Origin of the sequence: Prauserella sp. PE36 (genome assembly GCF_003311655.1) — a bacterium.
Classification (GTDB): domain Bacteria; phylum Actinomycetota; class Actinomycetes; order Mycobacteriales; family Pseudonocardiaceae; genus Prauserella_A; species Prauserella_A endophytica.
This window is the reverse complement of record NZ_QEQT01000105.1, coordinates 16,904-31,133: the sequence shown is the minus strand read 5'-3', so window position 1 is coordinate 31,133 and position 14,230 is coordinate 16,904. Positions and strand designations below refer to the sequence as shown.

14 protein-coding genes are annotated in these 14,230 nt (G+C 73.2%); 8 read left to right on the top strand and 6 right to left on the bottom strand.

All coding sequences use genetic code 11. The features are described from left to right. Positions 1-8 precede the first annotated feature (8 nt). Both DI005_RS33425 and DI005_RS33420 read right to left on the bottom strand, forming a co-directional pair. Entirely contained in the window at positions 9-1,394 is a 1,386-nt protein-coding gene (locus tag DI005_RS33425; RefSeq protein WP_112268549.1) for a GntP family permease, read from the bottom strand. Between the two features lie 140 nt (positions 1,395-1,534). Further along, positions 1,535-2,305 (bottom strand): FadR/GntR family transcriptional regulator, encoded by a 771-nt coding sequence (locus tag DI005_RS33420; RefSeq protein WP_137095816.1) that lies wholly within the window; start codon positions 2,303-2,305, stop codon positions 1,535-1,537. Between the two features lie 109 nt (positions 2,306-2,414). Between DI005_RS33420 and DI005_RS33415 the strand changes: the two genes are divergently transcribed. From DI005_RS33415 to DI005_RS33400, 4 genes are all read left to right on the top strand, one after another. Then, positions 2,415-3,719: an MFS transporter gene (locus tag DI005_RS33415; RefSeq protein WP_112268551.1), complete on the top strand. Its 1,305-nt coding sequence runs from the start codon at positions 2,415-2,417 to the stop codon at positions 3,717-3,719. Then, on the top strand, positions 3,716-4,795 hold the full coding sequence (locus DI005_RS33410) for an LLM class flavin-dependent oxidoreductase (protein ID WP_158303141.1): 1,080 nt from the start codon (positions 3,716-3,718) through the stop codon (positions 4,793-4,795). The genes DI005_RS33415 and DI005_RS33410 overlap by 4 nt, the downstream gene beginning before the upstream one ends. 224 nt (positions 4,796-5,019) lie before the next feature. Continuing rightward, positions 5,020-6,315, top strand: a complete 1,296-nt coding sequence (locus DI005_RS33405) for a PP2C family protein-serine/threonine phosphatase (protein WP_158559937.1) — start codon at positions 5,020-5,022, stop codon at positions 6,313-6,315. Positions 6,316-6,324: 9 nt separating this feature from the next. Then, a complete protein-coding gene (locus DI005_RS33400; protein WP_113644739.1) occupies positions 6,325-7,350 on the top strand; it encodes a B12-binding domain-containing protein in 1,026 nt (341 codons plus the stop codon). Between the two features lie 294 nt (positions 7,351-7,644). On the opposite strand, the gene DI005_RS33395 is transcribed toward DI005_RS33400, so the two are convergent. Further along, positions 7,645-8,511, bottom strand: coding sequence for a MerR family transcriptional regulator (locus DI005_RS33395; RefSeq protein WP_113644831.1), 867 nt, complete (start codon positions 8,509-8,511; stop codon positions 7,645-7,647). A 124-nt stretch (positions 8,512-8,635) separates the two neighbouring features. Here DI005_RS33395 and DI005_RS33390 point away from each other — a divergent pair, with 124 nt between their 5' ends. Genes DI005_RS33390 through DI005_RS33380 form a run of 3 tightly spaced genes read left to right on the top strand, consistent with a single transcriptional unit; the run spans position 8,636 to position 10,939 of the window. After that, positions 8,636-9,532, top strand: coding sequence for an NAD(P)H-binding protein (locus DI005_RS33390; protein WP_112268555.1), 897 nt, complete (start codon positions 8,636-8,638; stop codon positions 9,530-9,532). Continuing rightward, positions 9,529-10,164, top strand: coding sequence for a CPBP family intramembrane glutamic endopeptidase (locus DI005_RS33385; RefSeq protein ID WP_113644738.1), 636 nt, complete (start codon positions 9,529-9,531; stop codon positions 10,162-10,164). The genes DI005_RS33390 and DI005_RS33385 overlap by 4 nt, the downstream gene beginning before the upstream one ends. Further along, positions 10,154-10,939: a GAF and ANTAR domain-containing protein gene (locus tag DI005_RS33380; protein WP_113644737.1), complete on the top strand. Its 786-nt coding sequence runs from the start codon at positions 10,154-10,156 to the stop codon at positions 10,937-10,939. The genes DI005_RS33385 and DI005_RS33380 overlap by 11 nt, the downstream gene beginning before the upstream one ends. Before the next feature lie 49 nt (positions 10,940-10,988). Here DI005_RS33380 and DI005_RS33375 read toward each other — a convergent pair whose 3' ends face one another. The 3 genes from DI005_RS33375 to DI005_RS33365 all read right to left on the bottom strand — a co-directional run bounded on the left by DI005_RS33375 (position 10,989) and on the right by DI005_RS33365 (position 13,326). Continuing rightward, a complete protein-coding gene (locus DI005_RS33375) occupies positions 10,989-11,498 on the bottom strand; it encodes a hypothetical protein (RefSeq protein WP_113644736.1) in 510 nt (169 codons plus the stop codon). 35 nt (positions 11,499-11,533) lie between these two features. Further along, positions 11,534-12,559 (bottom strand): L-glyceraldehyde 3-phosphate reductase, encoded by a 1,026-nt coding sequence (mgrA, locus tag DI005_RS33370; RefSeq protein ID WP_113644735.1) that lies wholly within the window; start codon positions 12,557-12,559, stop codon positions 11,534-11,536. A gap of 131 nt (positions 12,560-12,690) precedes the next feature. Further along, on the bottom strand, positions 12,691-13,326 hold the full coding sequence (locus tag DI005_RS33365) for a LysE family translocator (protein ID WP_112268564.1): 636 nt from the start codon (positions 13,324-13,326) through the stop codon (positions 12,691-12,693). A 27-nt stretch (positions 13,327-13,353) separates the two neighbouring features. On the opposite strand from DI005_RS33365, the gene DI005_RS33360 reads away from it, so the two are divergent. Continuing rightward, the gene (locus DI005_RS33360; protein ID WP_112268566.1) at positions 13,354-14,226 is read left to right on the top strand and encodes an AraC family transcriptional regulator; all 873 of its coding nucleotides are present in this window, start codon (positions 13,354-13,356) and stop codon (positions 14,224-14,226) included. Positions 14,227-14,230: the final 4 nt, after the last annotated feature.

Sequence of the window (14,230 nt, the reverse complement as noted above, 5' to 3'; positions counted from 1 at the left end):
CTCTTTCCCTACACGACGAAACTGACGACCGAGACCAGGACGAGCGACACCACCGAGGCGAGCGCGGTGACGAACGTCAGCGCCTTGAGCGCGCCCCGGGTGGTCACCCCCAGCAGGGTCTGGAACATCCAGAAGAAGTTGCTGTTCACTTGCAACGCGAACAGGGCGCCTGAGCCGATCGCGAGCGCGAGCACCTCCGCGGGGATGGCGAGGCTGCCCATGATCGGGGCGAGGATTCCGGCCGCGGCGATCGCGGCGACGGAGATCGACCCGATGGCCAGGTGCAGCACAGCCGCGACCAGCCACGCCAGCAGGATCGTCACCAGCGCGGGGACCCCGGCGTCGGCCGAGAAGAACCCGCCAAGCACCTTGTCCAGACCGGTCTCGCCGATCACGGCGCCCAGCGACCCGCCGATGCCGGTGATCAAGAGGATCTGCCCGGTGGAGTTGAAGCCCTTGGACATCGCCTCGCCGAGCTGTTCCCGGCCCAGGGTCCGCTTGGCGAGCACGTAGGCCCCGAGCAGGCCGACGAACAGTGCGAAGACGGGGTCGCCGAGGAACGCCAGCACGCTGGACTCCACACCGGCGGCCTCGGTGATCGCGCCGGTCGCGATCAGCAACAGCGGCACGACGATCGGCAGCAGGGAGATCGTCAGCGGGGGAGCGGTGCGGACGGTCTCGCGCTCGGTCACCACGCCACCCGCACCGTCCGGCTCGCGGGGTGACGGCGCGGCCCCGCCCGTGGGCTCCAGCTCGGCGCCGCCGGTCTCGTCCTTCGCCGCGTTCCAGAAGCCGCGCTTGAGCAGCCGGCCCCACAGGAACACGGTCAGCAGCGCGGTGATCGGCCCGATGACGAAGCCGTAGACGAGCATCGTCCCGAGCGGAACGTCGAGCAGCCCGGCGATCGCGAGGGTACCGAGACCGGGCACCACGAAGACGTAACCCACCAGGATGCCCGCCGTCAGCGCGCCGCCCATCATCGCGAGTCCGTTGCGGCCCATGCGAGGGGCCGCGGACCTCGCCAGCGGCGCGGCGAGCACGAGCTGAACGTCCACATAGATCGAAGGGAAGATCGCGCTCAGCGCGGCCGCCAGCGCGTAGGGCAGCCGCCCAGGGCCGAGCGCCCTCAGCAGCTTCTCGACGAGTTTCTGCAGTGCTCCAACGGAGAACAGCAGTGATCCCAGTAGGACACCGAAGCCGATGAGCAACCCGACCTCGGCCATGATCTCGCCGAAGCCCTCGGCGATGGCCGTCATCGTGCCGTCGAAACCGAGGCCGGCCGTGAGGCCGAGGTAGATCGACCCGATGACGAGTGCGATCACGGGATCCACCCGCGTCACGAGAATGAGCAGGACGACAGCGAGGATCGCGATCGTCGTGTGCAGCACGACCATTGTGCCCAGTCCTTCCCAGCCAGGCCCGAAGCTCCTGCGATACGGGCCGTGCGATCGAAACACACGGGCCCGGGGCCTGGTAGACGGCAATCGCCAAGATCGCCATAAGGAGGACTTATGACGCGGGGTGGGCGCGGCGCTCAGACGAAGGTGGCGACGCTGCGCACCTCCGTGCCCGTGACCTCGCCGGGCGCCGCGACGGCCCGCACCTCCTGGTAGAAGATCCACAGGTGCTCGGCCACCGCCCTGCGGGCGGCCTCGGGGTCGCGCCTGCCGATGGCGTCGGTGATGTAGCGGTGGTCGTCGGAGCGCTGTTGCGCGCGGGGAAGGCTCAGCGTGCGACGGCGGAACTCGGTCATCTGGGGGACGAGCGGCAGGTACATGCCGGCGAGCACCACGTTGTGCGCGGCGCGGACGATGCCTTCGTGCAGCGCCTCGTCGGTGCGCACGAGCGCGTCGAGGCCGCTGTCGTGGGCCTTGTCGTGCTCGGCGCGCAGCCGGTCGAGCTCGCCGAGTTCGTCGTCGGTCGCGCGCGTGCAGGCGAGCCCTGCCGCGGTGGTCTCCAGCCCGATCCGCACCTCCAGGAGCTCGGAGAGCGCGAAGCCCTGGTCGAGGCTCCACTGGACGTACTGGGTCGTCGGGTCTTCCGGCGGCGGCTCGCACACGAACGTGCCCTTGCCCCGCACGATCTCGATGACGCCCAGCGTGGCGAGCTTGCGCAGGGCCTCGCGCAGTGACGTGCGCCCGACCTGCAGCTGCTTGGCGAGCACCGGCTCGGAGGGCAGCCGGTCGCCCGGCGTGAGGGTGCCGTTGGCGATGGTCGCGGTGATCCGCTCCGCGATCACGTCGGGCAGCGGGCGGCGCGAGAGCGACTCCTGCAGGCCCGATGTCAGTTGACTGTTGTCAGACAAGTGCTTAACCTCCACGTTGCTCACCGTTGAACGCCCACACATCGTAGTCCGCGCCGGCTTGCGCGAGGCAAGGCCGGCCCGGCCCTCACCGGGTTGGAGTCGATGGTTCATGACGCACGACGCACACGCTCGCAAGGTCCTGATCTCCAGCCTGATCGGCAGCACCGTCGAGTGGTACGAGTTCTTCATCTACGGCACCGCGGCCTCGCTGGTGTTCGACGAGCAGTTCTTCCCGCAGTTCGACCCGCTCGTCGGCACCCTGCTCGCGCTGTCGACGTTCGCGATCGCGTTCGTCGCGCGGCCACTGGGCGGGGTGGTGTTCGGCCACTTCGGCGACCGGATCGGCCGCAAGGCCATGCTGGTGCTCACGCTGACCCTGATGGGCGGCGCGACGTTCGTCATCGGCCTGCTCCCGACGTACGCCCAGATCGGTGTGGCCGCGCCGATCCTGCTGGTGCTGGTCCGGCTCGTCCAGGGTTTCTCGCTCGGCGGCGAGTACAGCGGGGCCGTGCTCATGAGTGTCGAGCACGCGGCGCCAGCCCGGCGCGGCTTCTTCGGCGCCGTGGTGAACACCGGCGCCGGGTGGGGCCTGCTGCTCGCGAACCTGATGTTCCTGCTCGTCTCGCAGCTGCCCGATGACGACTTCGCGGCATATGGCTGGCGCATCCCGTTCCTGTGCAGCGCCGTGCTCGTGGCACTCGGCCTGTTCATCCGGCTCCGCCTCGACGAGAGCCCCGACTTCAAGGCCGTGCAGCGCAAGGGCGCCGTGCGCAAGGTGCCCGTGGTCGAGGTGCTGCGCGGGCACCCGCTGCGCGTGGTGCTGATGTGCCTCGCGTACCTGTCGGCGGGCGTGACCTTCTACGTCGGCACCGTGTTCTCCCTCGCCTACGGCACGGAGCACGTCGGCGCGAGCCGGGACGTCCTGCTCGGGCTGGTCACCATGGTCAACGTCCTCACGATCATCGCGATCCCGTTCTTCGGCTGGCTCTCCGATCGGGTGGGCCGCAAGCGCGTCTTCCTCGCCGGGATCGTGGGCATGGCGGTGGTGCCGTACGCGTGGTTCGGGCTGCTGGGTACCGCGGACCTGCCGCTGATGCTGCTGGGCTTCGTGCTGATGTTCCTGCCGTACGCGGCGAACTACGGCGTGATGCCGACCCTGTTCGCCCACGTCTTCCCGGTCGGTGTGCGCTACACCGGCATGTCGGTGGGCTACACGCTGGGCACGGTGCTCGGCAGCGGGCTCGCGCCGATCGTCGCCACGTTCCTGCTCGACCGCACGGGCGGCTGGACCGCCATCGCCCTCTACATGACCGGCACCGCGGTGGTGTCGTTCGTCGCCGCGCTGTTCCTGCGCGAGCGAGGTCAGGACGTTCTCGCCGGCGCGAGCCCGGCCGGCCTGGAATCGACCAAGTGACCAACCTCGACGAAGGGATCTCGAACGTGCTGACCATCGGCGCGGGCATCTCCGTGCACCCCGATCTCGACCCGCTCGACGACGCGCGCTGGGCCGACGCCGAGGAGGGGATCGACGCGGTGTGGCTGCTCGACCACCTGCAGGGCTGGTTCCCCCGCGGCACCAGGCGCACGGCGCTGGCCGACCCGCACCGGGTGCTCGACCCGTTCTCCCTGCTCGCCGCGGCCGCCGTGACCACGCGCCGGGTGCGGCTCGGCGTCGCCGTCACCGACCCGGTGCGGCGCAGCGCCGTGGCCCTCGCCCACACGGCGAGCACGATCGGCTGGCTCGCCGGGCGGGAGCTGGCGCTCGGGCTGGGTGTCGGCGACCCGGGGCAGCTGCTGCCGTTCGGGCTCGACCACGGCAGGGAGCGCACCGGGCGGTTGCACTACATGCGGCCCGCGCTGCGGACGCTCGCCGCGTTGCGTACCGGTGGACCGGTGGAGGACGGCGGGCCGGACCTGGCGATCACCGCGACGGCGCCGTTCGGCATCCACGTCGCGGCGCACGGGCCGAAGATGCTGGAGCTGACCGCCCGGCACGGCACCGGCTGGATCCCGACGAGCCTGCCGCCGTCGGCCTACGCGGACAAGCTCGCGACGCTGCGGGAGCACGCCGAGGCGTTCGGGCGGGACCCGGCGGAGATCACGCCCACCGTGTTCCTGTGGTCGGCGCTCGCGCCCACGCGCGCGGAGAGCCTCGCGCTGCTGGAGCACCCTTCGGTGCGGGCGGTGGCGCTCTACCGCGGCAAGGGCGGCTTCGCCGAGCACGGCGCGGAGTACCCGTTGCCGCACGGCTACGTGCCGCACGAGATCGCGCCGGAGCGGGCGGACGCGCTCCTGGAGAGCATCCCCGACGCCGTGGTGCGGGGCGCCGTGCTGCACGGCTCGCCCGAGGACGTGGCCGAGGAGCTGGAGCGCTACCACGAGGCGGGCTGCGAGCACGTCGTGCTCTACGACATCGGCCGGTTCGCCGACCCGGACGGCACGGCGCGGGCCAGGCAGGCGCTGGGGGAGCTGGTGAAGCTTCGCGCCTGAGCGCTCAGGCGGCCGGGGCGTTCAGCTGCCACGGACCAGCCGCAGTGAAGGCCACCATGCCTGCGCCCGCCCGTCTCCCTCCACCACCCAGACGGAGGCGCTCCGCGCCGCTGAGTCTGATTCCACGCAGCGAAGGTGGCCTTCACCGCGGGCGACCTGCGCCACGGCGGGGCCCCGGCGCGTTAGAGTCGGCAGATCGCACGCAGCCGTCCCGAGGAGTCGCCATGGACGTGGCGCTCGGCCCCGCCGGGGGTCCGGTCCCGCGGCCGACCAGGCCCTCGGGCGAATCCGCGTTCCTCCTCGACGTGTCGCGCCAGCTGGCGGGATCGCTCAACGTGCGCAGGACCGTGCTGCGGGCCCTGCGTCTGGCCGTTCCCGTGCTCGGCGACTGGGCCGTGCTCGCGCTCTTCGACGGCTGCGGCGTCACGCTCTCAGCGTGCGACACCGACGGCGCTCCGCTGGCCCCGGTCCACGTGCCGCGGCTGGCGGAGGACTCCGCGCTCGGGCGGATCCGCCGGGCCGGCAGGCCCGAGCTCTTGCACTCCACGCCAGGGGCGGGTTCCGCGGCCGGACTCGCCGGCCTCATCCCGGACGCGGACCTGCTGGCGATCGCGGCGGGCTTCGGTCCGGCGGAGGTCCTCGGCGTCGGCCTCACCGCCAGGGGCAGCGCGGTCGGCGCGCTCATCGCGGTGCGGGGCGCCGGACAGGGGTACACACAGGCCGATGTCGCGCTCGCCGAGGAGTTCGCCCGGCACGCGGCCGTGACGCTCGACGCCGCCCGGCTCTACGAGGAACGCAGGCACGTGGTGGCGACGTTGCAGGCGAGCCTGCGCCCGCCGGAGCTGCCCGCAGTGCCCGGTCTGCGGGTGGCCGCCTGCTACCGCACGGCCCAGGAACGGCTGGACATCGGCGGTGACTTCTACGACGTGCACGGCGTACCCGGCGACGTGTCCGTCGTCGTCGGTGACGTCTGCGGCAAGGGCGTCGAGGCCGCGGTGCTCACCGGCAAGGCAAGGCAGACCATCAAGACCGCGGCCCGGTTCGACCGCTCGCCCGCCGCGATCCTGGCCGCGCTCAACGACGTGCTCTATGCCGACCGCCCCGACCGGTTCGTCACGGTCGCGTGCGCGCGGCTGCGTCCCGCGCCGGACGGTGCCGGGACTCTCGCGACGATCGCCGTGGCCGGGCACCCGGCGCCGCTGGTGCTCCGTGGCGACGGCTCCGTCGAGGAACCCGTGCTGTTCGGCACGCTGGCCGGCGTGTTGCCGGAGCTGCGCTACGAGGAGGCCGCGGTGCTGCTGCGGCCGGGCGACGCGATGCTGCTCTACACCGACGGCGTGTACGAGGCGCGGGGCCGCGACGGCCTGTTCGGACAGGAGCGGCTCCGCGCGCTCCTGCCGCCCTACGCCGGGGCGAGCCCGGAGACGCTGTGCGAGGTCGTCGAGCGGCGGGTGTTGGAACACCTCGACGGCCGCGGTCACGACGACATCGCCCTGCTCGCCGTCCGCTGTGGGGAGTGAACGCCCGCGATGTCCACCACGACCGAAGCCGGGCTCGCTCTCCCCCGTTTCGAACGCGCGCTCACCGCGGGTGACGCCGGTCAGGGCGTCGGCATCGTCGACGAGCTTCTCGACCGCGGCGTCGAGCCCACCGTCCTGCTGCTCGACGTGATCAGCGAGGCGCAGCGGCGCATCGGCCAGCGCTGGCAGCGGGGCGAGTGGTCGGTCGCGCAGGAGCACATCGCCACCGGTGTCTCGGTGGCCGCGACGGAGGCCATCGCCCGGTGGGTGCGGCGCCTGCCCGTGACCAGGGGCCGGATCGTGGTCGGCTGCGCCGAACGCGAATGGCACTCCCTGCCCGCGCTGGTGATCGCCACCGGCCTGCGTGAGCGGGGCTGGAACGTGGCCTACCTCGGCGCCTGCACCCCGGCGGGCAGGCTGTCCGCGTACCTGCACGACTCTGGCCCGGAAGCCGTGGCGGTGAGCTGCTCGACAGCCTGGGCGCTGCCCGGAACCCGGCAGTTCGTCGAGGCCTGCGCGAGCGCGGGCATCCCGGTCATCGCGGGCGGCACCGCGCTCGGCCCCGACGGCACCAGGGCCCGCGCGCTGGGCGCCACGGCGTGGGCGCCGGGCCTGCGCGAGGCCGTCGACGCGGTGAAGACACTGCCCGCCGTTGTGGAGCCGGCAACGCCGCTGGCCGCCGAGCCGCTGGCCGAACAGCAGGGGCTGGAGCTGAACCACCACACGCTCGTCGAGACGCTCCGGCGGCGGTGGCGGCCGCAGGACGCCTTCGCCGAGGGAACACCGGAGCACTCCGGCATCGCCGTGGCGGTGGGGGACTGCGCCGACCAGTCGCTGTCCGCCGTGCAGGGCGCGCTGCTGACCGGTGACGGGCGGCTGCTCGGCGACACGGCGGCGTGGGCGCGGGCACTGCTGTCCGCCCGCCGGGTCCCGGAGCCGCGGGTGACCGCGCTCGCCACCGAGCTCGGCCTGCTGCTGCGCGACTACCCGCGAGCCGCGGCGCTCCTGCGCTCGCACTGGCCGGGAGCGGCATGACGCCGCCCGACGGCGCCGCCGAGCTGACCGCTCCTCGCTGGGCAGGCGCACGGGGCCGGGTGTTGCGGCTCGACCTCCGCCTCCCCGGACTGGGCTGAGCGTGCTCATCCGCGCGGACAAGACGGCGGCGAGCGCGGCGGGTGCCCGCTGATACGGACCCGCCCGGCGGCGTCAGGCGGACCCTGCGCGGCACCGGTTCGCGGGACGTGCCCCACATCGCCGGATCGTGATCCGCGCCACTGCCGCGAGTAGGACCCGTCCGGCCGGGTAGTTGATCTCCGGCCCGAACGGGCCCTACCCGACCAACTCGCACAGAGGGGCGCCGGTGATCTCAGTGATCGCCGGCGCCTCGGTCGTCTCCGGCGAGCAGGGCGAGGGCGGCACCGCGGTCGTGTCCCGGCCGCGCAGGGCGCGCAGCAGCGCGGTGTCCGCGGTCGCCGAGGCCATCGACCACAGCACGACGCCGGTCGGGTTCAGCCGGGACACCAGGTCCAGGGTCAGGGCCTCGCCCGAGGGCAGGCCGGGGAACACCACCGGGACCTCCCGTTCGCACAGCGCCGCCCTCAGCACCTCCAGCGGCAGGGTGTGCTGCTCGTGCGGGCACGGGGCGAGCAGGACGCACGAGCCGCCGCGCATGGAGCCGCACGGCTGGACGTAGCGGTCGAGCGCGGCGGAGAACTCCGTGGTCAGTGCCCATTCCACCGCGAAGCACTCCAGCCCGCGCGCCCAGCGGCGGCCCAGCGTGCGGAGCACGGGCGCGGCCACGTCGCACCACGTGCCCTCGACGCCCTTCGCGGCGAGCGACTCGTCGAGCAGCGCCGCCATGGTCGCCCGGCGCATCAGGGCGGTGGCCTGTTCCAGCTCCTCCTCGCCGGTGCCGGTCATCAGGCCCTCGGCGGGCAGCCCGAGGACGGCGTGGGCGGCGTCGCGGGTCCGGACGCCCTCGTCGATGAGGCGTCGCATGCGCCGCAGCAGGGCGACGTCGGCGTCGGTGTAGCGCCGCTGGCGTCCCTCCGGACGGAAGGAAGGGCCGATGCCGTACCGCGAGTCCCAGCTTCTCAGCGTGATCGGCGAGACGCCGCGCAGCCGGGCGACCCTGCCGGGCGTCCACAGCGCGGGCTGCCGCGCGGCCTCCGTGCCGCCGCCTGCCTCGGGGTCCATGAACAGCAACCATCCCACAGGGTCATGTGCCCGGCGTCCTTTCGCCAGCGTGGCGCGGGGGCAGCGGTTACCGTCGGGGGATGCACCGTTAGCGCGTCGTTCCGTGGTGGAGAGGGGCTGTGCGATGCGGGTTGTCGTCGCCGGGTCCTCGGGGTTCGTCGGCAGGCGGCTCTGTCCCGCCCTGGTGGCCGACGGGCACGACGTGGTGGCGATGACCCGCCGTCCGCGGCGGTACGCCGGAGCCGGCACGCCGGTGTACGGCGACGTCGCCGACCGGGACTCGCTCGCCGCCGCGCTCGACGGCGCCGAGGCCGCCTGCTATCTGGTGCACGCCCTGCACGAGGCCGACTTCGAGCGGCGCGACGCCGAGGCGGCCCGCGCCTTCGCCGGGGCGGCGGCCGGTGCCGGGCTGCACCGCATCGTCTACCTCGGCGGGCTCGGTGACGACCACGACGACCTCTCCCCGCACCTGCGCAGCAGGCGGCACGTGGAGCGGTTGCTCGCCGCGACGGGTGTGCCGGTGACGGTGCTGCGCGCCGGCATCGTCGTCGGGCACGGGGGCATCTCGTGGGAGTTGACGAGACAGCTGGTGGAGCGCCTGCCCGCGATGGTCACGCCACGCTGGGCGCTGACCCGCACCCAGCCCATCGCGGTCGCCGACGTGGTCCGCTACCTCGCAGGCGTGCTGACCGTGCCGGAGGCGGGCGGGCGGATCTTCGAGGTCGGCGGCGCGGACGTGCTCAGCTACCTCGCGATGCTGCGCCGCCTCGCACGCATCGAGGGCCGCAGCCCGGTGATCGTGCCGGTGCCGCTGCTCACGCCCCGGCTGTCCTCGCTGTGGCTGTCGCTCGTCACCGACATCGACGTGCCGACAGGGCGGGCGCTGGTGGACTCGATGGCCAACGAGGTGGTGGTGCGGGACGACTCCATCCGCCGGGTCGTGCCGTTCGAGCCGATGGGCTACGACGACGCCGTGCTTGCGGCGCTGGGGGAGCGGGCACGGTCCGGGACGGCCTCGTGAGCAGGCGAGGCCGGGCCGCGGCGGTGGCCGCGGCGGGAGCCGGCCTGCTCGGCGCGTCGTTCACGGCCGCGCCAGGGTCCCGTGGGTTCTACGCGCTCACCGCTTCGACGGCCGCCGTCTGGTTCGCCGGTGGACTGGTGTGCGGCCCGCGACGGGTGGTGAGGCGCCGCCGGATCCGGCCCTCCGAGGTGACCGTCCCGCTCGCGACGGGGTTCGCCGCGTTCGGGGTGTTCCGCGCCGTCCAGCCCGTGGCGGAGCGCGTGCCCGTCCTGCGCGGCGCGCTCGCACGGGTGCGCGACTACGCCACGGCCGGCGCACCCGGCCCCACGCTGCTGACCACGCTCGTCAACGGCGTCGCCGAAGAGGTGTTCTTCCGGGGCGGCTTCCACGCCGTCGCCGGGCGTGCCCCCGTGGTCACCACGACGCTCGCCTACGTGCTGGTGACCACCGCGACGCGCAACCCGGCGCTCGTCGGCGCCTCCGCGGTCATGGGCCTGCTCCTCGGCTCGCAGCGCCGCGCCACGGGCGGCGTGCTGGCGCCCGCGCTCACGCACGTCGTGTGGTCCTCGCTCATGTTCCGGGACCTGCTCCGCCGCGCCGATTCTCGGGCAGAATGCGGACATGGTCAGTGAGCAGGACTGGGTCTCCGAGCGGACGCTCTTCGCCGCGGGCGACGAGGACCACGCTCCCGGCGAGCCGTGGAGCGGTCCGCTCGCCAGGGAGTTCGCGCAGGTGGCCAAGGTGCTGCTGGACAGTCCCACCGCCGCAGGCGTGCTGGAGCGCGTGGTGAACGCGGTGAAGGCGCTGGTCCACGAGGCCGACCTGGTCAGCATCACGCTGCGCACGAAGGAGGGCCGCTACACCACCCCCGTGCGCACCGACCCCCTGGCCGACCGTCTCGACGAACAGCAGTACGCGTTCGACGAGGGCCCGTGCGTGGAGGCCACCCGCACGCCCGGCGAGGGCGTGGTCGACGTCCCCGACCTCGCCGAGGCGCCCTGGCCCCACTGGGCGCCCAGGGCGGTCGCGCTCGGGGTGCGGAGCGTGTTCGCGGTGGGGCTCGTCCCCGGCGACGACCCGCCCCGGCTCGGCGCGCTGAACCTCTACTCCCGCCAGCGCAACGGCCTCGACAAGGTGGACCGCGACCTCGCCGTGGTGCTCGCGAGCCACGCCACGGTCGCGCTGGCCGCGACCACGGCGCTGACGGCCGCCGAGTTCGAGCAGGCCCACCTGAAGGTGGCGCTGCGCAGCCGGGATGTGATCGGTCAGGCCAAGGGCATGCTCATGGAGCGGCGCGGCCTCACCGCGCAGGAGGCGTTCGACCTGCTGCGCCGCGCGTCGCAGGACCTCAACATGAAGCTCGTCCGGGTCGCGGAGTTGTTCGTGTCGAAGCGGAACGAGCTGTGAGCCTCGCACCGGACTCGTGCGGCCCGCGGACCTGCCCCGGCCGGGCCGCCTACTCGGCCGGGCGCGGGCCGGGAAGCGCGGTGGCGAACGCCTCGGAGCCCGCGCGCACGCGGAAGGGCTCCAGCTCGGCGCGTTGCCGTGCCGCGCGGTCGATCAGCGCGTCGAAGTCGACGTCGGGCAGCCGGGAGCCGAGCCCGGCGAGGTCGCGCAGTGTGGTCCAGAGCTGCCTCTTGCCGTCGATGCCCATCGCCAGGAACTCCAGCTCCACGAACCGGCTCAGCGGCGAGTAGCTCCTGAGCCTGCCGTTGGGCTTGAGACGGCCCAGCCGCTCGGCGACGAGTGCGAAGCCCTGCTTGACCGGGTTGGGCCGCACACCGAGGCGGTTCATGATCGCGCGGAAGGTGTCGACGTCCTCGGCGATGCCCTGCGCGACGCGCGAGAGCGCGGCACCGAGCTCGCCGCCCGCGTTGCTGCCTTCGGCCCGCCGGGCCAGCTCGCGCCACGCCAGGCCCAGCGCGAGCTGGTCGTTGAGGTAGATGCGCAGGTAGTCGTCGTCCATGTTCCTGAACTACCCCGTGCGGCCCCGGCGGAACCTCAGTGTGCGCTGGAGCGGGCCCAGAGGTTGATGCCGGACTCGGTCGCGTACCGGTCGATCTCGGCCAGTTCCTCGCCGGTGAAGCTCAGGTTGCCGAGCGCGGCCACGTTGTCCTCGAGCTGGGCGACGCTGCTGGCGCCGAGCACGGTCGAGGTCATGCGCTCGTCGCGCAGCGTCCACGCGATCGCCAGCTGCGCGAGCGTCTGTCCCCGCGCCGCGGCGATCCCGGCGAGCGCCCGCACCTTGCCGAGGTTCTCCTCGGTGAGGAAGCCCGCCGGCAGCGAGCTGTCCCGGCTGGCGCGGGAGCCCTCTGGCACGCCGTCGAGGTAACGGTCGGTCAGCATTCCCTGCGCGAGCGGGGAGAATCCGATGCAGCCGACGCCCTCCCGCTCCAGCACGTCGAGCAGGCCGCGCTCGATCCAGCGGTTCAGCATCGAGTAGGAGGGCTGGTGGATGCGCAGCGGCGTCCCCAGGTCACGCAGGATCGCCGCCGCCTCGGCGGTTTTCTCCGCGGAGTAGGAGGAGATGCCGACGTAGAGCGCCTTGCCCTGCCGCACCGCCGAGTCCAGCGCGCCCATCGTCTCCTCGAGGGGCGTGTCCGGGTCGAACCGGTGCGAGTAGAAGATGTCCACGTAGTCGACGCCCATCCGGCGCAGGCTCGCGTCGAGGCTTGCGAGCACGTACTTGCGGGAGCCCCATTCGCCGTACGGACCGGGCCACATGTCGTACCCGGCCTTGGTGGAGACCACCAGCTCGTCGCGGTACGGCCGGAAGTCGGTGGCGAGCACGCGGCCGAAGTTCTCCTCGGCGGAGCCGTAGGGCGGGCCGTAGTTGTTCGCAAGGTCGAAGTGCGTGATGCCGAGATCGAAGGCGCGGCGAAGGATCGCTCGCTGCGTCTCGAACGGACGGTCGTGACCGAAGTTGTGCCACAGCCCGAGCGACACCAGCGGCAGCTTCAGCCCGGTGCGGCCCGAACGCCGGTAGGTCATGCCGTCGTAGCGCGAAGACGCGGCGAGGTAGCTCATGCGCCGATCCTCGCATGCGCGACGTGCCCGGAACCGGACAGTGGCCACCCAGGAGGGCACCTCGGTTCGGCGCGGTGGCGGCCGATCCGCGCACCGCAAGCCGTTCCGTGCCATCGGCGGGCCCCGGGGGCTCAGGACAGCAGCTCAGCCACGAGCGGAGCGGTCGACGCCAGCAGCGCGATCGCGAGCGCGACGTTGACCACGCGCGAGACGCGGGGCCGCCGCAGCGCCGTCCCCAGCGAGGCCCCCGCCACGGCCCAGCAGAGATGGATGAACACGATCAGCGCCGTGAGCACGAGTGTCTTCACCACGGTCTCCAGCACGGGCGTCGGCAGGCCGAGCCGGTGAGTGGTGAACAACGTCCCGAGCGCGGCGTAGGCCTTCGGGTTGGCCACCCCGAGCACGAGGCCGTGCAGCCACGTGGGTGGCGCCCGCGTCGGCGGTCCCGTGGCGGCAGGCGGCGGCGCGGTCGCGATCTTGTACGCCAGCCAGGCCAGGTAGGCGACGGAGAGACCGAGCAGCGCGGGACCCAGCCGCGGCTGGGTCAGCAGCACCGACGCGACCCCGGCGGCCACGACGACGAGCGCGGCCGTGGTGCCCGCGATGCTGCCGAGCAGGTACGGCATCGAGCGGCGCAGCCCGAACGCGGTGGCCGTCGCGGTCGCGCCGACGGTCGCCGGGCCGGGACTGCCCATCACCACGAGCGCGGTGGCCACCAGTGACAGGTACGGCCCCGCTCCCGCCGCGTCGCCGAGCATGTCCCGCATCGCCGGTCCGTCCTCTAGTGTCGGTGGATGCGAGCGAACGTAGGCCGGCCGGGCACGGGCAGTCTTGAATCGTTGTGCGACCGCCTTCCCGCGACGTCGTCCGGAGGGCACCGGCTGCGGTTCGGCGGCGGCGCGGCCGGGATCGAGCGGCTCGAGGCCGCGCTGCGGGGCGAGGCGTTCGCACCGCACCGGCACGACACCTACGCGATCGGCGTGACGCTCGCCGGTGTGCAGACTTTCCGCTACCGAGGCGAGCAGCGGCACTGCCTGCCCGGCGAGTGGCACGTGCTGCACCCCGACGAGCCGCACGACGGCGCTCCCGGCACCGACGACGGCTTCGGCTACCGGATCGTCTACCTCGACCCGGCGCTCGTGCAGGACGCGCTCGGCGGGCGGCCGCTGCCGTTCGTCCCCGATCCCGTGCTCCGCCCTGACGGCCCGGATCGAGCGCTCGGCGGCTTCCTGCGCCACATCGACGAACCGCTCGACGAGCTGGAGGCCGCCGAGCTCACCTCCGCGATCGCCGACCTGCTCGCCCGTCACGCGGGCGGGCCCCGTTCGCGGACGGGCAAGGCGGCGCTCGACCTCGCCGCGCTGAAGCGGGTGAGGGCGCTGCTGCTGGACGACCCGGCGACGAGGCATCCGGTCGAGGACCTTGAGCGGGTCGCCGGGCTGGACCGGTGGACGGTCGCACGGCAGTTCCGCGCGGCGTTCGGCACCAGCCCGACCCGGTTCCGCACGATGCGCAGGCTGGACCTGGCGCGGAGCCTCATGCGGGAGGGACATCGGCTGAGCGAGGTCGCGGTGCTCGCCGGCTTCGCCGACCAGAGCCACCTGACCCGCATGTTCAAGCGGACCTACGGCCTGACGCCAGCGGCGTGGCAGTCCGCCACGGCCTGAGTCG